The organism is Bradyrhizobium sp. USDA 3397, from assembly GCF_054060965.1.
This window is the reverse complement of record NZ_JBSSDS010000001.1, coordinates 2,140,458-2,158,254: the sequence shown is the minus strand read 5'-3', so window position 1 is coordinate 2,158,254 and position 17,797 is coordinate 2,140,458. Positions and strand designations below refer to the sequence as shown.

The window sequence follows — 17,797 nt, the reverse complement described above, 5'->3', positions numbered from 1 at the left end:
GGCGCGTTCACCAGACGCCGGGGATGAGGCGATAGCGCACCCGCGCCGTATAATCGGCATAGCCGGGCAGGCCCTCGCGCAGCGTGCGCTCCTCGATCGGGATGCGGACCGCGAGCAAGGCGAGGAGGAGCGGCATCATCGCAAGTCCCCACCACGATCCCAGCAGCAGCGGCACGCCGGTGAAGAACAGGGTCATGCCGCTGTACATGGGGTGGCGGACATAGGCGTAGGGACCGGTCGAGATCACGTGCTGCGCGCGCTCGGCTTGCAGCTTCACCACGGGCGCGGCGAACGAGTTCTCGCGGAACACCCACATGGTGAACAGTGTCGAGGCCAGGAATAGCCCGAGGCCGAGCACCTGCAACGCCGTCGGCATGTCTGAGGATCGAACGCGCCGGTCGAGCCCCATCACGGCAAGCCAGGCCAGGATGGCGACGATGAACAGCGCCATGAACATCTTGTCGGCGGCGGGCTGATCCTTTTGCAGCACCGGCCGCAGGCGTTCGGCGAGCAGCGCCGGATCGGTCCGGTAGAGCCACCAGCCGCAGAGTGGGCCGAGCAGGACGGAGGTTGCGAGGAAGGCCCAGGCCGACGGCCAATGCAGCGTCCCGGCGCACGCGAACAGCAGCGCGCCCATGCCGACGACGAACACCGTGTTCCGCAATAGCAGCCGTGCGAACATGCGCAGGTCCCGAGTGAACGGCGCATGATCCTCGTGCAGCTATCCGGCAAAGATGCGGCCGGACACGCCAAAAGCCCGATCGACCGGATCGGGCGCTTCGGTCTCGGGACGCCTGATCAGGCGAGCTGGTCGATCCGCGTGCCCTGACCCGGCGGCAGCGGCGCCGGCGGCTGCGGCTTGAAGGTCGGATTCTCGTCCTTGACCTTGGTCTGATCGTCCTGCGGCTTGGTCGTGTCGTAGTTCGGAACCACGATCGCGATCGGCGGGGGCGCAACGGTAGAAACCTTCATCCGCAAATCCTCACACATGGAAACAATCAAGCCTGCCCTGCGAGGAGCGAAATTTCCTTCAAGCCAATCGTTAAAATGTGAGGGAATTGGCGCGGTGAAGGCTGTGCACGCTGGCATCCGCGTGGTGCAAACCGAGACGACGAGGCCTCTCCCCGTCATTGCGAGGAGCGCTTGCGACGAAGCAATCCAGACTGCTTCCGCGGATACAGTTCTGGATTGCTTCCGCCTTCGCCAAGGCTTCGGCGGACAAGTCGCTGCGCTCGCAACGACGGAGTGCGTGGCGACCGCGTGGCGGCCCAACTGCGCCCCTATTCGTCCTTGCCGCGCGTGATCGCGATCGACGCTTCCGTCTTGGTGCGGGTGCATTCCATGTTGAGTCGGCGGTAGCGCATGGTGACCTTGTCGCCGCGGAGCAGGCCCATCCGCTTCAGGCAGCGCGTCGCGCCCGTCGTGGTGTCGTCCTTGGTCACGGTGAAGACGATCGCCGCCATCGAGCCGACCAGCGCGTAGAATTCCGGCTTCGGCTTGCGATCGCCCTTGGCGTAGAGCTCGATGGAGTATTTGTCGCCGCGGCAACCCACGGACAGCTCCTTGGCCGCCGGGTGCGTGAGATAGACGACGTTGGCGGCGCGGAAATTCACCTTGAGGCGATCGACCTGGCTCGCCAGCTCCTTGGCGCTGTCGTCGCAGCGATCGGCGCGGGCAGCCGAAGTGAGGGCCACAAGGCCGGTGATGGCGGCGGCGACCAGGATCGCGCCGCGGACGTTCAGTTTCAATGTCATGATGAAAAGTCCCTTAGGGCACGCATTCAAGCGTCGGCGGACGCGAATCGCAAGGGTGGTCAGAGGCATTTCCACGAGCTGTGCCAATGCCTTCCCGTGCCGAACCTACCCCTCCCATGCGCACCGCTCCCTTTCTTTTCTGGCTGGAATGCGCTTAGAACGCTTCTATGCTGAGAGGCCCGCCAGGGCCGCAAAACCCCGAGATTTGCCCCATGAACGCTCCCACCGCCTTCCCCGACCAGTCCAAGCCCGTTCCGCCCTACAAGCACACCCCGCTGTTCCCGCTGGGCAAGGACGAGACGCCCTATAAGAAGATTTCGTCCGAGGGCGTCAGGGTCGAGAAGGTGCTCGGCAAGGACATGCTGGTGGTGTCGCGCGAGGCGCTGCGGGCGCTGTCGGAGGCAGCCTTTGGCGACATCAACCATTATCTGCGCCCCGGCCATCTGAAGCAGCTCCGCGCGATCCTGGAGGACGGCGAGGCCAGCCCCAACGACAAGTTCGTCGCGCTGGACTTCCTCAAGAACGCCAACATCGCGGCCGGCGGCGTGCTGCCGATGTGCCAGGACACCGGCACCGCGATCATCATGGGCAAGAAGGGCTGCAACGTCATCACCGACGGTGACGACGAGGCGGCGCTGTCCGAAGGCGCGCGTGACGCCTACCTGCGCCGCAATCTGCGCTACTCGCAGGTCGCGCCGCTCTCGATGTACGAGGAGAAGAACACCGCCAACAACATGCCGGCGCAGTGCGAGATCTACGCCGAGGGCGATGACGCCTACAAGTTCATGTTCATGGCGAAAGGCGGTGGCTCCGCCAACAAGAGCTTCCTGTTCCAGGCCACGCCTTCGGTGCTGACCAAGGACCGGCTGCTCGCGTTCCTGAAGGAAAAGATCCTCACCCTCGGGACCGCGGCGTGCCCGCCCTATCACCTCGCCATCGTGATCGGCGGTACCTCGGCCGAGCTGTGCATGAAGACGGTGAAGCTCGCTTCGGCGCGCTATCTCGATGCGCTGCCGACGCACGGCTCGCCCGACGGCAACGCCTTCCGCGACGTCGAGATGGAGAAGGAAATCCACAAGATGACGCAGTCGCTCGGCGTCGGGGCGCAGTTCGGCGGCAAGTATTTCTGCCACGATGTGCGCGTGATCCGCATGCCGCGCCACGGCGCCTCGCTGCCGATCGGGCTTGGCGTGTCCTGCTCGGCCGACCGCCAGGTGCTCGGCAAGATCACCAGGGACGGCGTCTATCTCGAGGAGCTCGAGCACAATCCCGCGCAATATTTGCCGCAGGTCGAAGAGTCGCTCGGCGGTGAGGTCGTCAAGATCGACCTCAACCAGCCGATGAAGGACATCCTGGCGACCTTCTCGAAATATCCGATCAAGACGCGGGTCTCGATGACCGGCACCATGATCGTCGCGCGCGACAGCGCCCATGCCAAGTTGCGCGAGCGTCTGGAGAAGGGCGAGCCGCTGCCGGATTATTTCAAGAACCACCCGGTCTATTATGCCGGCCCCGCCAAGACGCCCGAGGGCTACGCCTCCGGCGCGTTCGGTCCGACCACCGCGGGCCGTATGGATTCCTTCGTCGACCAGTTCCAGGCCGCCGGCGGTTCGATGGTGATGGTGGCCAAGGGCAACCGCGCGCCAGCCGTGCGCGAGGCCTGCAAGAAATACGGCGGCTTCTATCTCGGCTCGATCGGCGGCGCCGCTGCGAACCTCGCCGAGCACTGCATCAAGAAGGTCGAGGTGCTCGAATATCCCGAGCTCGGCATGGAAGCGATCTGGCGCATCGAGGTCGTGGATTTCCCCGCGTTCATCATCATCGACGACAAGGGCAACGACTTCTTCAAGGAGTTGAATTTGGGCTGAGGCGGCGTTCCCCCGGATGCTGCGCAGCATAAAATGCTGCGCTGCTGATCCGGGGTCCATCGTGGAGCCTGGGTCCCGGCTCTGCGTTGCATCACTTCGTGCTGCGCCGCGTCCGGGACACGAGCGCGGCGCTTGCTCGCCTATTTCGCTAGCTGCAATTCGTGACCTGGTTGGAGCACAGCGCGCGCCACCAGCCGCGGACGCCGTCGTGGCTCTCGACCAGGCCCCAATACCCACTGCAGGCGAAGATGCGCTTCGGGCCGCCGTCGGTGTCGAGCGCACCGCCGAGCTCGCGCTGTGCCGGCATCCATTTGGCATCGGTGAAGGGCGCCTGGAACAGCCCGCCCATGCGCGTGGCGCCATTGGCATAGTTCGCGCCGACCTTGTTCGAGGCGACCCAGCCGCGGCCGGCATAGGGCCTCGGCGCGTTGCGCGGATATCGCTTCTCGTCCTCATAGTCCTTGCCGGGCGGCCTCGCGCCTTCGATCAGGAACCAGCCGTCCTTGAAGCCGATGATGCGGAATTCGGTGAGCCAGCCGCCCTCAGGCGTGTTCTCGGCGCCGCCGAGCCTCAGCCGGTAAGGGGCGGCAAGGTGCCAAGCACGCGCGCTTTCACCGAGGGTTCGGCACGCACGTTGAGGCCGCTGGAATCCTTGTCGATGGACCAGGCGCCGAGATCGCAGGGCTCGGTGCCAGCAGGCAGCGTTGCGCGCTTGGCGGCGAGCTCAGCGTGCAGCCTGGCGAAATCATTGTCGTGGTTGTCAGGGTCCGGCTCGATACGCGGCTGCAACTCGGCTGACGTCGCCCGCGTCGCGTCCGCCGTCAGCGTGACGACCAGAGCCTGGCGCGCTGCAAAGGCGCTTGCCCGTGTCTTCGGATCGTTCGAGGTCGCGGGATAGACCGCGAGATAGCTGGTCGACCCCTCGGTTCGATAAGCGGTGCCGGCAACATAGCCTGCCGGCACCAGAGCGAGCGCGCTCGCGCGCCACGCCGGTTCGCTGTCACCTGCGCGCGCGGCCTGTGCTACGGCAGACAGGACTGCCACCGCGATGAGGAGGAGCGCACGCATCGGTGCAGCGCGTGGCTTTACGCCCGCGCGCCCGTGAACGGGAAGCTGCCCATCGGGCCGATGCCCATCTCGCCACTGATGCTGTCACCGGAAACCGTGCCGGTGAATTCGAGCGTGAGCGGCATCGGCTTGTCGATCGAGACCTTCCAGGAGACGTTGTCGCCGGAGACCGTGCCGTCGAAGATCTCGGTGGTATTGCCTTCCGCGCCCTGCGTGCCCGTGAGCGTGCCGCCCGCAGCCTTCAGGCTCAGCGTCGCCTGGCGCTCGCCCATCGGCGTCGTCATGGTCAGATTCCAGTTGCCGTCTACGGCCATTCCCGTCTCCCGAACAGATTGCGGCGGTCCGCGACGATCCGCGGCCGTCCCTGGCCGAGCCTATAGCCCAACTCGCAGCTCCTGCCTAACGCTCCGGTAGGGCATTTAGGCGCGGGCAGCGGCACGTCGGCGGTTGGTTACGATCAGCCGCAGAACGAAGTACTGCACGGCAAAAGCCAGGATCTTGGCGCCGCCTGCGACCACCATAAGATAGAACGCCCAGAGCTTCAGATCGCCGGTGGCGGCGACTGCCATCATGCCGGCGCCGATCACGAACATCAGCGCCGCCCAGGCATAGCCCGCGATGGTGACATATTCCGGGACGGTCTCGACGATGACGGGCGGCATATAGCGCAGCATCCAGCCGCGCTTGAGCATGATCGCGCCGATCGCGAAATGTGCGATCGAGGGTTTTGCCAGCATGAAGCGCGGATCATTGGTCAGCAGTGTGATACCGCCGAGCACGATGACTAGAGCGAGACTTGCATAGGTCATGTAGTGGAGCGGCTGTCCCTTGAGACGCGCATAGATCACCTGCGCGAACGCGCCGGCAATCGCGACCGCCGTTGCGAGGATCACGTTGTCGGTGAGGAGATAGACCGCCAGGAAGATGATAACGGAGAGGAGGTCGGAGGCGAGGCGGGCGAATACGTCCTTCATCGTCATTCCTGTTTCGCGGTCGTGGGCAGGGCGCAGACGGGCGCACCCTACTTGATCCGGCGATGCCCGGCATATCACTTTGTGAAGACAACCGTGCTGGTACGAGATGGCGCATGGCAGCCTCCCGACCAGAATGCCAGGCCGGGACCAGCAGCGCGGGATTCGGAACCGCAACAAGCAGAGCGCGATACGCGAGACAGGGAGCCGCGCCGGACCACTCGTCTCTTACAATGTCAAGACGACGTAAACGACCTCCAGAAAATGAAGTGCTGCAACGAGCTGGCTGGTCATCTCGTCGACCAACCCCGTCCAGGGCAGGCGCGACACCATCGGGAGTGCGGCCGCGAGTAGAAGGCCGGCAGCGAGCAGGACGCCGCCTTCGAAGAACGTGAGGCTGCGCCGGCGCAGCCGTATCGCGAAGCATGCAAGTACGGCGCCGGCCGGAGCGATGACAGCGGTGGAATACGCGGTGATCGAGAGCATGTGCATCGGGCTTTCTTTGACCACGCAATATCCACGTGGATTCCGGGGTCGCGATCTCCTCGCGTCCCCATTGGCGAGGGCTACGCCGCGCCGACCCAATTGCCGTGGAAGCCGTCGGGGACGCGGTGGCCGAGCTGCACCAACGCAGCGGGACCGGCCTCGATATCGGTGGCATTGAATACGGCGAGGTCGCTGCGGTTTTCCCGCGCGCGCCAGACCACCGCGAGCAGCCAGCCGTCGCCTTCGGCGGCATCCCTGGATCGCTCGACGAAAACAGGCTCGGAGATGGTGTCGCCGGCCGGCAGCAGGTATTGGCCGAGCCGCCTGCCGTTGCCGTCGACATGGACGATGCCTGCGAGCGCGCCGAACATCGGCAATTTCGGATTGGCGCAGGCGTACCAGCCGTGACGGCTCTTCAGGCCGGCGCGGCGATCGTCGATGCGCGGGAATTCTCCGGTGAGATCGTCGAGATACGTCTGCTGGAAGCGGTCGGTATTGCCTGCGAGATCGAAGGTCCAGCGGCAATGGCGGGCGCGCGACTTCTCGGGATCGGTGGGGCGGCCGTCCGGATGCGGAAACAGCGGCGCTTCCTCGAACTGCATGACGTCGGCGACGATGCGGCTCTCGTCCTCCCACGCATTCATGACATGGAAGACGTAGCAGGCTTCGGCACGAAACCAGACGATGTCCTTGGCCGTGCCGCTGCGCTTCATCACGCCGACATAGGCGCCCTTGTCCGGCTCCCAGGCATAGGGCGGCTTTCCGCTCATCGCGCGCTCCATGCTGCCGGTGATCGGCAGGATCGGAAACAGCACGTGGTTCGCGGTGACGATGAAGTCGTGCACCATGCTGGCATAGGGCGCCTCGAACCGCTCGAAGCGCGTCGCCTTTCCTGTTGCGTCGATCGATCCGTAGGAGAGGGCAGGCGTCAGCGGGCCCGCCGCGTTGTAGCCGAAGAACACCAGCTCGCCGGTGACGGGATCGATCTTGGGATGCGCGGTGAAGCTGCCGGCGACGCGGCCCTGGTAGTTGTGATAGCCGCGCGTCGCCAGCGTGCCCGGCTCGATCTCGGTCGGCAGGTGCGCTTCTTCCAGCGCCAGCAGCTTGCCGGCGTGGAAGATGATGTTGGTGTTGGCGACGCCGCCATCGGTCAGGTTTGCCGGCGCATCCGGCAGCTTGCGGCCGAAGCCGCCGAACAGCGCGCGCCCGGCGTCGTGCTCGGCGAGCCATTTCGGCGTGCGGACCCACCGGTTGCGGTAGCTGGCGCGCCCGTTCTCGAGATGGAAGGCGTGCAGCATCCCGTCGCCGACGAACCAGTGCGCGCCGGGCGAATCGAACTGCGGATTGGGGCCGTTGCGATAGAGCGTGCCGTTCAGCTCGCGCGGCAATTCGCCGACGATCTTCAGGAATGGCGCGTCGGCCTCGAATGGGATCGGCGCGATGTTGTTGCTGCGCTCGGCCATGGCGTCGTGCTGCACGGCGAATCCTCCGATATCTTTACATCGTAAAGATTTGGATAGGCCCGATCGCAGCTTTCGTCAAGTGAAATCTTTACACTGTCAATATTGCGTCATATAGCTTGTAAATGGCTAAGACAGACACCAAGGGCGACGCGGCGCGCAGCCCGCGTACCCTAAGAAAAACCACCTCGACCGCAGCATCGCGCACCGCGCGGCGCGCCAGAAGCGCCAAGACCGAGACGCCGTATCATCACGGCGCGCTCCGCGAAGCGCTGCTCCAGGCCGCCGAACGGGTGCTGGAGCGCGACGGGCTTGCCGGCCTGACATTGCGTGCGGTGGCGCGCGAGGCTGGCGTCTCGCACGCCGCCCCCACCCATCATTTCGGCGACCTGACGGGCCTGCTCAGCGAGCTCGCGGCCGTCGGCTTCCGCCAGTTCAACGTGGTCATGGCCGCTTCGTGCGATGCCGCCACCACGCCGCTCGAAGCCGCGCTGGCGCGGCCGAAAGCCTATATCGCCTATGCGCAGGCCCATCCCGGCATGTACGGCATCATGTTCCGCACCGAGCGGCTGGACTATTCGAGGCCGTCGCTGCACGAGGCGGCCGAGGCGTCTTTCGCCGGACTTGCCAATGCCATCGGCATGATGCGGCAGGAGCAGATCAGCGGCGACGCGCTGACGCTGAACCAGGGCGCGGCAATCGCGCGCGCCTGGTCGCTGGTGCACGGCTTCACCATGCTGCTGCTTGACGGACGGCTGAAGGACATTCTCGCGCGGCTGCCGGAGGGGACGACGGCGGAGCGGCTGCTCGAGACGATGCTGACGGTGCCAGTGACGCCGAAGCTACCCGGCTGTTGAACCACGAAGGCTAGCGCCTGATCGCGAGCTCGACGGCGCGGCCGGGCGTGCCGATGATCTTGACCTCGTCCTTGCCGCAAGCGAAGCCGCGGGCAAAATCGTCCGCGGCCTTGCGCGCGAGCTCGTTGGCGTTAGGGTTGGCGACGGCGTCGACATAAGCGACGTGGCAGACCGGGCCCGGCGGCAGCCGGGTCACCACCAGCATGGCCTTGGTGCTCGGCCGCCCCTGCTTGTCGGGATCGGAATTGTCGGCGATGTGCCAGCGTTGGATGATCGCGAACGGCTTTGCGCCGGCAGCGCGCCATTCGATGGTCGTCTCGGACGAATTGAACGGCGCGAACCAGAGGTTGGCCGCGGGTTCCTCGCTTGCTGCCTTGCGGTTGCGTCCGACCGAGACGATCTCGCGAAGGTCATCCTCGGCGATCAGCACGATCAGGCCGTCCTTGCCCGGACAAACCCGTGTGCTGCTGCCGTCGAGCGCGCTTGGCTTGCCGATTTGCCGGCAATCCTTTGGAGCCGTCGAGGTGTAGCTGCTGCCCAGGGATTGGGCCTCAGCGCAATTCAGGCCGATGCAGGTCATCAGGGCAACCATGCCGATGCTGGTAACGCGGTTCATATGCGGCTTCGATGCAGTGGGAACTTCGTACCATCAGACGTCTTGATTGTGGGCAAGGTTCAAACCCTGGTGGGATATACCTGACAGCAGCGCGGAATCGTTCTACAAGAGCGGCTTCGCTTGGGCTCCTCCTGCCTCGTTCGCGTTCTCATTTTCTCGATCATGCCAGCCACCTCGAACAAACCTTATCGCGTCGGCCGCTCCAAGACCGGGCTCGGCCTCTTCGCCACCAAGCCGATCAAGAAGGGGACCCGGATCATCCGCTATTTCGGACCGATCCTGGACTCGCGGATTCCAGAGCACGACGAGATCGAGAACAAATATCTGTTCGAGCTCAACGGGCGCTGGACCATCGACGGATCGGTGCGCAAGAACCTCGCGCGCTACATCAACCACTCCTGCCGGCCCAACGCGGAATCCGACGTCCGCCCGCGTGAGCGCAAGGTGTTCATCCGCGCCATCAGGAACATCGAGCCGGGCGACGAGATCAACTACGATTACGGCACCGACTATTTCAAAGCCTATCTGAAGCCGATCGGCTGCAAGTGCGATTCCTGCGAGAAGAAGCGCAAGAAGCTGCGTGCCGAGGCGCGGGCGGAAGCCGCCAAGGCGAAGGCGCGGGCCGAGCGCAAGGCGCAGAAGGCGGCCGCGAAAACCACCGCTGCGAAAAAGAAGAAGCTGAACGGCAAGCACTTCCCCGGCAAGGTCGGCCGCGCCAAGGCGTAGCCTCGCGCGGCGGCCGCCGGCTTTCACGAGTCCCCCTGATTGATCCTCAGGCTGCCGGCTGAAATGCAGCGGAGTCTCCACGCACCGTCATTGCGAGCGAAAGCGACTTGTCCGCCGAAGCCTTGGCGAAGGCGGAAGCAATCCAGAATCCCACCGCGGAAAGACTCTGGATCGCTTCGCTGCGCTCGCAATGACGCTGTTGATACAGCGCGTTCAGATGTCTGACCGTCACCCTGAGGCGGCCCGCCTCTTCGGCGGCCCTCGAAGGGGGGCGGCCCGCTTGCATCGGGGTCGTTCATACTTCGAGGCTCGCTGCGCGAGCGCCTCTGGCCCCGTCGGATGAATTGAGCCCTTGCGAAACCTATCGCTTTTCCGCGCCGCTCGCCGTTCTCGCTGCCTACCGGCGAGGCGTCGGGCAAAACACCCAAAGTCTGTCAATCTCGTCGCGTAAGAAATATCGATTTTCCGAATTTCGGATTTGTGGCATACATCCGCCATCCTGGTCCTGCCAGAGGGCGCTTCGCGATCGTCACGAGATGCGGGCCGGGGTGCGGTGGACGCGGTAGCGCCGGCGCGATTTGCTTGAGGACAGGGCGGGCAATCGTGAGTCTCAGGCGATGCGCATACGACACGGCGCGGTCACAGCGGTTTGGTCGATGGTCTGGGGTGCGCACACTAAGCCCCGGGTGCTGAGGCCAAATCGTCCGCGGACGGAGAAGTCGTGTGGTCCTGACGCCCGGGGTCTGTGCGTCAAGTCTTGCGGTGATGCGGCGGCCCGACCGGGTGCGCGCATCAGAAGCCGCAATGCGACGGGGGCAATAGTGCATCGCTCCCCGAGGAGAGCACGAAGGACACCGTCAAAACCATCCGCGCAGGGAAGGCCGGGCGACCGGCATCACCTGTAGTCCACCCCGTGTGCATTTCCTTGTACACGGACTCGGGTGCCGCCGGCGCCCGGCCTTCCCTGCGCCCTCCGGCAACCGAAGGGCGCAAGCAATGAAGCAAAGCTCGGGCGAAATCCGCCGCGAGAACGCGAGGTCATGCATGCATCCGGGTACGATCCGATATGACGAAGCCTTCGCGTTCCCCGGTTTGCGCCGCGGAGCTGGCACGCAAGGATCACGCCGCCACGGCGCGCCCGCTCTTCTTCAAGCCCACATATTGCAGCTCGGCGAACACGCCGGTAGCGATGGCTTGCGCGACGACCATGAGCTGGCCGGCGAGGTTCGGCGACACCATGCCCGAGAGCAGCAGCGCGATGCTGCCGACGGTCCAGGCGGCATTGCCGATCACGACCAGCAGCACCAGCGATTTCGCGACCGTGGCCCGCGAGGCGAGCCAGCCGACCAGGGCGGTGTAGGCGATCAGGAACAGGCCGGTCTCGCGCAGCAGCGCTTCGGGCAGGTTGAACAGCGCTGCGAATGCGGTCGCGCCGAAGGTGAAGCCGAGTGCGGCGACGCCGCTGAAGATGGCGTCGGCGAACAGGGCGCGGCGCAGGAAGGTGGATGCATCGATCATCTCAGGGTCTCCTTGGTTGGGCTGGGGTGGAACTTTAGCGCCGACCGCGCCACCAGGCGCGGAGCAGACGGGCGAGCCGGAACGGGCAGAGGCTCCTGCCGACGCCGTGCTCGAAGGCGATGACCTGCGCGAGGACATAGTCGCCGGTCGAATGCAGCAGCGGCTCGGGCATGTTGAGGCTGCGCGCCAGCATCCGCGTTGCGAACGCCATGGCCCAGGGCAAAACGTGGTCTGCGACGGTCCGGTAGAGCAGCAACGCGATCATGGTCATCTCCTGTTGCGACCGAAGATGCGCGTGCTCGTCCCCCAATTCGATTACCTCGGTGGTAATGGAAGCGCCTAAATCCGCGTGCTAGTTTTTGACCATGAACGCACATGCATCCACCGCACGCACCGAACGCAGCCAGCCGGTCCATATCGGCGACCATTTGCGCGAATGGCGGCAGCGCCGCCGCATGAGCCAGCTCGATCTCGCCGGCGAGGCCGAAATCTCGGCACGGCATTTGAGCTTCGTCGAGACCGGTCGCGCCGCGCCCTCGCGCGACATGGTGCTCAGGCTCGCCGAGCGGCTCGACGTGCCCTTGCGCGAACGCAACGTGCTGCTGGTCGCAGCCGGTTTCGCGCCGGCCTTTCCGCAGCGCCCGCTGGAGGATCCCGCCTTGAAGTCAGCCCGTCAGGCGATCGACCTCGTCTTGAAAGCGCATGAGCCCAATCCGGCGCTCGCGGTGGACCGGCACTGGAACCTGGTCTCCGCCAACCGCATGGTGGCGCCGCTGCTCGAGGGCATCCCGCAGCATCTGCTCGGCCAGCCCGTCAACGTGCTGCGGCTCGCCTTCCATCCCGAGGCGTTGGCACCGCGCACGGTCAATCTCGCCGAATGGTGCGGGCATCTTCTGGAACGGCTGCACCGGCAGTGCGAGGCGACAGCGGACCCTGAGCTGATCAAGCTCTACAATGATCTGAAGAGCTATCCGATTCCGGCGCGCTCGGCGCCGCTGCCAGCCGACAACGTGGCGATCCCGTTCAAGCTGCGGCATGGCGGGGAGATCCTCAGCTTCTTCTCCACGACCATGGTGTTCGGCACGCCTGTTGACATCACCCTGTCGGAGCTGGCGCTGGAGACGTTCTTTCCGGCGGACGAGCGCACCGCCGAACGGCTGAAGCAGATGGCGGCCGGGCTGCGCTAGCGCCGTTTACAGGACGGAGCAGCGCTCGCATAATTGGCGGATGGACACACGCGCGTTCCGGCGATTGCGGCCGGCCAATCCCGTCGGCGATCTCCTGCGCGGCTGGCGCACCCGCCGCGCGTTGAGCCAGGCGGAGCTGGCGTTCGAGGCCGGCATTTCTGTCAAGCATCTGAGCTATGTCGAGACCGGAAAGGCGGCGGCAAGCCGGGACATCCTGCTGCAGCTCGCCTCCGCGCTCGATCTGTCCTTGCGTGATCGCAATGCGCTGCTCGAAGCCGGCGGCTTCGCGCGGCAATATGGCGAGCGCGATCTGTCGGCGCCGGAGCTTGCCGAGGCGCGGCGTGCCATCGATCTTCTGCTTCTCCGTCACGAGCCGTTCCCGGCGATCGTCACCGACCGGCGCTGGAACGTGATGCAGGCCAATCGCGCCGCCTCGCGCCTGATGACCATGCTGCTTGGTCCTGCACGCATGCAGCGGCCGCTCAACCACATGCGCATGTTCCTCGCTCCCGACGAGCTCAAGCCGTTCGTCGAGAACTGGCCGATTGTTGCGGCCGCGCTGCTGACGCGGGCGCGGCATGAGGCAATGGCCGCGCCGCTAGACGAGGCCCTGCAATCGACCTGGCGCGAATTGATGCGGCTGCCGCAGCTGCCTGCGCCGGCGACCGAGGACAATGCCGCCCCGGGGCCGCTGTGCGAGGTGCGCCTGCGCAAGGGCGACATCGGCATTGGTCTGATCGGTGCGGTGCTGACGCTCGGCACTCCCCAGGACGTGACGCTGCAGGAGCTTCGCGTCGAGATGTTCATGCCTGTTGATGCCGCCTCGGAAGGCGCCTTGGTCGCGCTTGCAGATCAGGACGCCTGAGCCTGCACGGCTTCGCGCCGCTCGAAGCTCATGGCCTGCATCACCTCCGCGAACGGCCCGTTGCGGTCACTCAGTGTCGCCGTGGTGAGGCCCGCGCCATGGGCGCCGACGCGCGTCGCGGCGCGGATCAGGATCCATTCGCCCTCGGGCGGACGGAAGAAATAGAGGCTGATTTCCGGGTTGATGAAGGTCCATTGGCGCATGTCAACGATCTGCGCGACGCCGCTGGAGAAGTCCGCGGCCTGCACCGCCTGGAGCAGCGGCGTGTTCGGCTCGCCCTCGACCAGCGGCGCATCGAGCCGCATCCAGGCCGCCGCCGGGCCCGGCTTCTCCAGCGCGCCCTCGATGAGGCGCACCGACACGTTCTGGAAATAGCGGCTCCATTTCTGGGCGAAGGCGGGCGGCGGGCTGCCGGCCTCGGGACCACTGTCGGGGGCCAAGGGCCTCGCGAAGGGATCGATGGGCGACTCGCCGCTCGGCGCCGTCAGCAGCGCCGTGCAGCGGCCGATCTCGGTCTCGCCGTCCATCAGCCGCACCTGCAGGGTCTTGGCCTTGCGACCGTCGCGCAGCAGCTCGCTGACCGGCCTGAACAGGCGCAGGCCCGCCGGCCGCCACAGATCGAAGGTCAGGCGCCGCACCGCAAAGCCGGATGTGGCGGCGAGGCGCTCGACCTCGCGGGTCATCAGCGCGGTGGTGGCGCTTCCCTGCAGCATGTCCGGCGACCACGGCCCGCCGGCATGCTCGGTGGCCCGGAACAGATCGCCGTCCGGCTTGAAAATGGCGCTCATCGCGGTCTCCCCTCTGGGCTTGATCGTGGCCGTAAGTATCGGGGCGGGGAGAACCGGTCACAATAACCGCAGAGGTGAAGTCGTGAGCCATGCGGGACGGGTGCCTTGCGCCGCCCCCGGTTCGGCCTATGTTCGGGCGGACCCTCGAAGTGCCCGAAGGAGGCGCCTGACATGAGCACGCTGAAACCGCTCCAGATCGACGTCGTCTCAGATGTGGTCTGCCCCTGGTGCTATATCGGCAAGCATCGCATCGAGAGCGCGCTGGCGCTGGTGCCTGACGTTCCGGTCAAGCTCAATTTCCGTCCCTTCTTCCTCAATCCCTGGGTGCCGCGCGAGGGCATCAGCCGCGAGGCCTATCTCACCCAGAAGTTCGGCTCGGTCGAAGCCTATAAGGGCATTGCGGGACGCGTTGTCGCGGCCGCGAGCGAGGAGGGGCTCGTCTACAAGCCGGAGCTCGTGGCGCGCCAGCCCAACACGACTGACTGCCACCGCCTGATCCTCTGGGCGGACGCGATCGGCAAGGCGCCCGAGATGAAGCAGCGCCTGATGGAGCTGTACTTCCGCGATGGCGGCGATCTCACCGATGTGAACGTGCTGGTGCAGGCGGCCGCCGACATCGGCCTCGACGCCGACGACGTGCGCAAGCGCCTCGCCACCGACGAGGACGTCGCGCGCGTCTCGGCAGATGCGCAGGAAGCCGCCGACAAGGGCATCTCCGGCGTGCCGACCTATGTCTTTGCGCAGAAGTACGCCGTCTCCGGCGCGCAGGATCCGAACCTGCTCGCCCGCGCCATCCGCCAGGTCTCCGAGGAGATCAACGCGCAGGCGGCGGAGTAGCCTCGCTCATTTGCGGAGCCGGCGAACCACGCCGCGCGCGGCCTCGTGCGCGGCGTTGAGGCCGACCAGCGCGCCGTGAATGAGCGCCACGACCGGATCGTGCCGCCGCAGCGGGATCAGCACATCGCCGATCGCGAGGCGTCCGCGCCAGATCGGGTTGATCATGGGGTGATCGGCATTCGCCGTCGAGTCCGCGCTGGCGACGGCGGGGTCGGCGCAGAGATGGCGGGTGAGCTCGATCGTGAGCTGCACGCCCGGCGAATACTTTGCAAAGCGCTCGTCGATGCCGAGCTTGAAGAAGAACGCGCGGTCCTGGTGGCGCAGCACGATGCCGGCGGCAATCGGCGTCGCGCCGGCGCGAAGGGTGACGATCTCGCACTGCGCGGTCTCCGCCAGCGCGGGAACTGCGCGGCGGATGAAAGTTGCGTCGCCCGCGTGCTGAACCAGCGCGGTGCCGCGCTTGCCCTTCCAGCCGCTGGCTTCGAGCTGCAGGAAGGTTTCGAGCGCACGTCCGATCTGGTCGGAGCTGCGCGCGATCTCGAACACGACGGGGCCGTGCTCATCGAGACGGTGGCGCTGGCGCCGCAGCTCCTTCAGCTTCTTGGCGCCGAGCGCCTCGCGCAACAGTGCGTCTCCATCCTGCGTCGCATCGAGGCTGGCGCGGATGTAGGAGCTGAGGATTCTCGGCTTCAGGCGGTCGCGCTTCAGCGCCTGGTTGAGTGACGCCATCGCTGCGCCGTCGAGCGCGACGTCGCTCAGCACGAGCGCATGCGCGCCGGCCTTGCGCGCCTGCTGCAGCAGATGCGCAGCGGCTTCGAGCGGAGCGTCGCGGTCGAGCAGCGGGCTGCACAGCGTGCCATAGGGATGCGCGCTCACCAGGGCGGGCAGGGGAATCTTCAGGGCGCGCCAGAGGGAGACCACCGGCATCAGGCCGATCAGCCGGGCCGAAGTGCCGTCAAATGCGGACAGTGCCGAGGCATCCGTGCGACCGCGCGCAGTTGCGCTGACGGCGAGCTCCCAGGCGGGCAGGTAATATCCGTTCGGCTCGATCGCCCGCTGCGCCAGCGCGCGCCATTGGCCGGTGTCGACGGCGGCGAGCGGGACAGGCGCGCGCGCCATCGGGGCATCCCTTGCCGATGCCGGATTGATCGCAGCCTGATGCGCGATGTCGACCACGTCCCGTCGTCCCCGTTCACACGAGCTGGGCTCGTGCCACCGGTCATGCTTAGCGCAAAGATTGGAAAATACCGTTGGCACGCCGCCGTAATTCGAGCGGTAGTGTTAACATTCCATTCAGCATCCGGCGGGGGGTGACCCTGAGGAATCTTGGCTAGTCTCTCGGCACGAAATGATCGGGGGTGCTTGCGCGGCCGCCGCTGGCGGTATCGGTGATGGTGATCTCGATGTCGCGGGAGGTCTTCGGCAGGTCGCTGGGCCCGACCTGTACCGACAGCCTGACCTCGCGGGTCTGATCCTGCCCGACCTCGATGATGGGCTTGCCGCCGGGTTCCGCCTCGATGCCGGCGACGCGAATGGTCGCGCCCGGCAGACCGGAGACTTCGAGCGCAAACGATCGCTGTGCACTCTTGTTGAGGATACGCACGGTGTAGTCGTTGCGCACGCCGCCGTCCGAAAGCTGGACGAAGACGGGATTGCGCTCGTGCAGCACGTTGACGTCCATCGTCGCGCGGGTGGCGAGAGTGTACAGCATGATGCTGCCCACAATGGCGATTGCCGCGGCATAGATCAGCGTGCGCGGACGGATGATGCGGTAGATCGGCGGCTTGCCCTCGCGTCGGCGCTGCATGTTGATGTCGGTGTCGTAGCCGATCAGGCCCTGGGGCCGGCCGATCTCGCGCATGACGTTGTCGCAGGCGTCGATGCACAGGCCGCACTGGATGCAGCCGAGCTGGATGCCGTGGCGGATGTCGACGCCGGTCGGGCAGACATTGATGCACTGATGGCAGTCGACGCAGTCGCCGGCGGGATCGCCATGGGCGCGCGCGGCATCCGCCTTCTTCACCGACATGCGCGGCTCGCCGCGGTCACGCCGATAGGTGACGTTGAGCGCCCATTCGTCGGTCAGCGCCGCCTGGATCCGCGGCCACGGGCACATGTAGATGCACATCTGCTCGCGGGCATGACCGGCAAAGACATAGGTCGTGGCGGTGAGGATGCCGATCCAGAGATAGGCGATGAACGGGGCCTGGAAGGTGGCGAGCTCCTTCACCAGCGTCGGCGCGTCGGAAAAGTAGAGCACCCAGGCACCGCCGGTCCACCAGGCGATCATGATCCAGAGGAAGTGCTTGAGCGCGACCTTGCGAAGATGGTCGTACGTCCAGTAGCGCTTGTCGCCCTGCATGCGCTCGCGCCGGTCGCCCTCGACCCAACGCTCGACCGCATAGAACAGGTCGGTCCACACGGTCTGCGGACACATATAGCCGCACCACAGCCGCCCCGCGACCGCGTTCATCAGGAACAGAATCATCGCCGCGATGATGAGGAGGCCGGTGAAGTAGTAGACCTCCTGCGGCCACAGCTCGATGAAGAAAAAGTAAAAGCGCCGATGCGGGAAGTCGATCAGCACGGCCTGGTCGGGCAGGCCGGGTCCGCGATTCCAGCGCACGAACGGCAGCAGGTAATAGGTTCCGAGCGTGACGCACAGGATCGCCCATTTGATGCGGCGGAAAGGGCCATGGACCGACTGCGGATAGACCTTCTTCCGTTTCTCGTAGAGAGGTCCCTCGATGAAGGTGTCGTCGGTCATGGCAGTGCTCCCCGCGTCTTGCGAAGGCG

General features: G+C 65.8%; 20 protein-coding genes and 1 pseudogene. 6 read left to right on the top strand and 15 right to left on the bottom strand.

The window, feature by feature from the left end; genetic code table 11:
* Positions 1–7 precede the first annotated feature (7 nt).
* The 3 genes from ACVWYQ_RS10320 to ACVWYQ_RS10310 form a co-directional block, all read right to left on the bottom strand.
* The gene (locus ACVWYQ_RS10320) at positions 8–682 is read right to left on the bottom strand and encodes a methyltransferase family protein (protein WP_271545061.1); all 675 of its coding nucleotides are present in this window, start codon (positions 680–682) and stop codon (positions 8–10) included.
* Between the two features lie 116 nt (positions 683–798).
* On the bottom strand, positions 799–972 hold the full coding sequence (locus ACVWYQ_RS10315; RefSeq protein WP_167361693.1) for a hypothetical protein: 174 nt from the start codon (positions 970–972) through the stop codon (positions 799–801).
* A gap of 308 nt (positions 973–1,280) precedes the next feature.
* A complete protein-coding gene (locus ACVWYQ_RS10310) occupies positions 1,281–1,754 on the bottom strand; it encodes a hypothetical protein (RefSeq protein WP_404539794.1) in 474 nt (157 codons plus the stop codon).
* 212 nt (positions 1,755–1,966) lie between these two features.
* Between ACVWYQ_RS10310 and ACVWYQ_RS10305 the strand changes: the two genes are divergently transcribed.
* The gene (locus ACVWYQ_RS10305) at positions 1,967–3,622 is read left to right on the top strand and encodes a fumarate hydratase (protein ID WP_404539797.1); all 1,656 of its coding nucleotides are present in this window, start codon (positions 1,967–1,969) and stop codon (positions 3,620–3,622) included.
* A 148-nt stretch (positions 3,623–3,770) separates the two neighbouring features.
* Here the strand turns inward: ACVWYQ_RS10305 and ACVWYQ_RS10300 are convergent.
* The 5 genes and pseudogenes from ACVWYQ_RS10300 to ACVWYQ_RS10280 form a co-directional block, all read right to left on the bottom strand.
* Positions 3,771–4,690 (bottom strand): annotated as a pseudogene (locus ACVWYQ_RS10300) (SH3 domain-containing protein).
* Positions 4,691–4,707: 17 nt separating this feature from the next.
* Positions 4,708–5,004: a hypothetical protein gene (locus tag ACVWYQ_RS10295; RefSeq protein ID WP_036013050.1), complete on the bottom strand. Its 297-nt coding sequence runs from the start codon at positions 5,002–5,004 to the stop codon at positions 4,708–4,710.
* 105 nt (positions 5,005–5,109) lie between these two features.
* On the bottom strand, positions 5,110–5,664 hold the full coding sequence (locus ACVWYQ_RS10290; RefSeq protein ID WP_225128851.1) for an inner membrane-spanning protein YciB: 555 nt from the start codon (positions 5,662–5,664) through the stop codon (positions 5,110–5,112).
* A gap of 225 nt (positions 5,665–5,889) precedes the next feature.
* Positions 5,890–6,147 (bottom strand): hypothetical protein, encoded by a 258-nt coding sequence (locus ACVWYQ_RS10285; protein ID WP_404539800.1) that lies wholly within the window; start codon positions 6,145–6,147, stop codon positions 5,890–5,892.
* Between the two features lie 80 nt (positions 6,148–6,227).
* Positions 6,228–7,625, bottom strand: coding sequence for a carotenoid oxygenase family protein (locus ACVWYQ_RS10280; RefSeq protein WP_275502139.1), 1,398 nt, complete (start codon positions 7,623–7,625; stop codon positions 6,228–6,230).
* Positions 7,626–7,732: 107 nt separating this feature from the next.
* Here ACVWYQ_RS10280 and ACVWYQ_RS10275 point away from each other — a divergent pair, with 107 nt between their 5' ends.
* Positions 7,733–8,464: a TetR/AcrR family transcriptional regulator gene (locus ACVWYQ_RS10275; protein WP_404539803.1), complete on the top strand. Its 732-nt coding sequence runs from the start codon at positions 7,733–7,735 to the stop codon at positions 8,462–8,464.
* 10 nt (positions 8,465–8,474) lie between these two features.
* On the opposite strand, the gene ACVWYQ_RS10270 is transcribed toward ACVWYQ_RS10275, so the two are convergent.
* A complete protein-coding gene (locus ACVWYQ_RS10270) occupies positions 8,475–9,080 on the bottom strand; it encodes a hypothetical protein (protein ID WP_404539806.1) in 606 nt (201 codons plus the stop codon).
* 162 nt (positions 9,081–9,242) lie between these two features.
* On the opposite strand from ACVWYQ_RS10270, the gene ACVWYQ_RS10265 reads away from it, so the two are divergent.
* Positions 9,243–9,806, top strand: a complete 564-nt coding sequence (locus ACVWYQ_RS10265; protein ID WP_404539809.1) for an SET domain-containing protein — start codon at positions 9,243–9,245, stop codon at positions 9,804–9,806.
* A 46-nt stretch (positions 9,807–9,852) separates the two neighbouring features.
* On the opposite strand, the gene ACVWYQ_RS10260 is transcribed toward ACVWYQ_RS10265, so the two are convergent.
* From ACVWYQ_RS10260 to ACVWYQ_RS10250, 3 genes are all read right to left on the bottom strand, one after another.
* Positions 9,853–10,092 carry a hypothetical protein gene (locus ACVWYQ_RS10260; RefSeq protein ID WP_456725601.1) on the bottom strand — a complete coding sequence of 80 codons (240 nt, stop codon included), beginning with the start codon at positions 10,090–10,092 and terminating at the stop codon, positions 9,853–9,855.
* Positions 10,093–10,925: 833 nt separating this feature from the next.
* Positions 10,926–11,324 (bottom strand): hypothetical protein, encoded by a 399-nt coding sequence (locus ACVWYQ_RS10255; protein ID WP_157280781.1) that lies wholly within the window; start codon positions 11,322–11,324, stop codon positions 10,926–10,928.
* Between the two features lie 34 nt (positions 11,325–11,358).
* Positions 11,359–11,589: a hypothetical protein gene (locus tag ACVWYQ_RS10250; RefSeq protein WP_197424487.1), complete on the bottom strand. Its 231-nt coding sequence runs from the start codon at positions 11,587–11,589 to the stop codon at positions 11,359–11,361.
* Positions 11,590–11,689: 100 nt separating this feature from the next.
* Between ACVWYQ_RS10250 and ACVWYQ_RS10245 the strand changes: the two genes are divergently transcribed.
* Entirely contained in the window at positions 11,690–12,511 is an 822-nt protein-coding gene (locus ACVWYQ_RS10245; protein WP_275511327.1) for a helix-turn-helix domain-containing protein, read from the top strand.
* A gap of 40 nt (positions 12,512–12,551) precedes the next feature.
* Positions 12,552–13,376 (top strand): helix-turn-helix domain-containing protein, encoded by an 825-nt coding sequence (locus ACVWYQ_RS10240; protein WP_275502152.1) that lies wholly within the window; start codon positions 12,552–12,554, stop codon positions 13,374–13,376.
* On the opposite strand, the gene ACVWYQ_RS10235 is transcribed toward ACVWYQ_RS10240, so the two are convergent.
* Entirely contained in the window at positions 13,364–14,164 is an 801-nt protein-coding gene (locus tag ACVWYQ_RS10235) for a thioesterase family protein (RefSeq protein ID WP_404539815.1), read from the bottom strand. The genes ACVWYQ_RS10240 and ACVWYQ_RS10235 overlap by 13 nt on opposite strands.
* Before the next feature lie 171 nt (positions 14,165–14,335).
* Here ACVWYQ_RS10235 and ACVWYQ_RS10230 point away from each other — a divergent pair, with 171 nt between their 5' ends.
* On the top strand, positions 14,336–15,001 hold the full coding sequence (locus tag ACVWYQ_RS10230) for a DsbA family oxidoreductase (protein WP_404539818.1): 666 nt from the start codon (positions 14,336–14,338) through the stop codon (positions 14,999–15,001).
* A gap of 6 nt (positions 15,002–15,007) precedes the next feature.
* Here the strand turns inward: ACVWYQ_RS10230 and ACVWYQ_RS10225 are convergent, their stop codons facing one another.
* Together ACVWYQ_RS10225 and ccoG are read right to left on the bottom strand one after the other, a co-directional pair.
* Positions 15,008–16,177 carry a GNAT family N-acetyltransferase gene (locus ACVWYQ_RS10225; RefSeq protein ID WP_404539821.1) on the bottom strand — a complete coding sequence of 390 codons (1,170 nt, stop codon included), beginning with the start codon at positions 16,175–16,177 and terminating at the stop codon, positions 15,008–15,010.
* 154 nt (positions 16,178–16,331) lie between these two features.
* Positions 16,332–17,768: a cytochrome c oxidase accessory protein CcoG gene (gene ccoG, locus ACVWYQ_RS10220; RefSeq protein WP_404539824.1), complete on the bottom strand. Its 1,437-nt coding sequence runs from the start codon at positions 17,766–17,768 to the stop codon at positions 16,332–16,334.
* Positions 17,769–17,797: the final 29 nt, after the last annotated feature.

Bases quoted from the DNA above. Each gene is read 5' to 3' on its own strand.
- ACVWYQ_RS10320 (WP_271545061.1), bottom strand. From the start codon at position 682: ATGTTCGCACGGCTGCTATTGCGGAACACGGTGTTCGTCGTCGGCATG.
- ACVWYQ_RS10315 (WP_167361693.1), bottom strand. From the start codon at position 972: ATGAAGGTTTCTACCGTTGCGCCCCCGCCGATCGCGATCGTGGTTCCG.
- ACVWYQ_RS10310 (WP_404539794.1), bottom strand. From the start codon at position 1,754: ATGACATTGAAACTGAACGTCCGCGGCGCGATCCTGGTCGCCGCCGCC.
- ACVWYQ_RS10305 (WP_404539797.1), top strand. From the start codon at position 1,967: ATGAACGCTCCCACCGCCTTCCCCGACCAGTCCAAGCCCGTTCCGCCC.
- ACVWYQ_RS10295 (WP_036013050.1), bottom strand. From the start codon at position 5,004: ATGGCCGTAGACGGCAACTGGAATCTGACCATGACGACGCCGATGGGC.
- ACVWYQ_RS10290 (WP_225128851.1), bottom strand. From the start codon at position 5,664: ATGAAGGACGTATTCGCCCGCCTCGCCTCCGACCTCCTCTCCGTTATC.
- ACVWYQ_RS10285 (WP_404539800.1), bottom strand. From the start codon at position 6,147: ATGCTCTCGATCACCGCGTATTCCACCGCTGTCATCGCTCCGGCCGGC.
- ACVWYQ_RS10275 (WP_404539803.1), top strand. From the start codon at position 7,733: ATGGCTAAGACAGACACCAAGGGCGACGCGGCGCGCAGCCCGCGTACC.
- ACVWYQ_RS10270 (WP_404539806.1), bottom strand. From the start codon at position 9,080: ATGAACCGCGTTACCAGCATCGGCATGGTTGCCCTGATGACCTGCATC.
- ACVWYQ_RS10265 (WP_404539809.1), top strand. From the start codon at position 9,243: ATGCCAGCCACCTCGAACAAACCTTATCGCGTCGGCCGCTCCAAGACC.
- ACVWYQ_RS10260 (WP_456725601.1), bottom strand. From the start codon at position 10,092: ATGCAAGCGGGCCGCCCCCCTTCGAGGGCCGCCGAAGAGGCGGGCCGC.
- ACVWYQ_RS10255 (WP_157280781.1), bottom strand. From the start codon at position 11,324: ATGATCGATGCATCCACCTTCCTGCGCCGCGCCCTGTTCGCCGACGCC.
- ACVWYQ_RS10250 (WP_197424487.1), bottom strand. From the start codon at position 11,589: ATGATCGCGTTGCTGCTCTACCGGACCGTCGCAGACCACGTTTTGCCC.
- ACVWYQ_RS10245 (WP_275511327.1), top strand. From the start codon at position 11,690: ATGAACGCACATGCATCCACCGCACGCACCGAACGCAGCCAGCCGGTC.
- ACVWYQ_RS10240 (WP_275502152.1), top strand. From the start codon at position 12,552: ATGGACACACGCGCGTTCCGGCGATTGCGGCCGGCCAATCCCGTCGGC.
- ACVWYQ_RS10235 (WP_404539815.1), bottom strand. From the start codon at position 14,164: ATGAGCGCCATTTTCAAGCCGGACGGCGATCTGTTCCGGGCCACCGAG.
- ACVWYQ_RS10230 (WP_404539818.1), top strand. From the start codon at position 14,336: ATGAGCACGCTGAAACCGCTCCAGATCGACGTCGTCTCAGATGTGGTC.
- ccoG (WP_404539824.1), bottom strand. From the start codon at position 17,768: ATGACCGACGACACCTTCATCGAGGGACCTCTCTACGAGAAACGGAAG.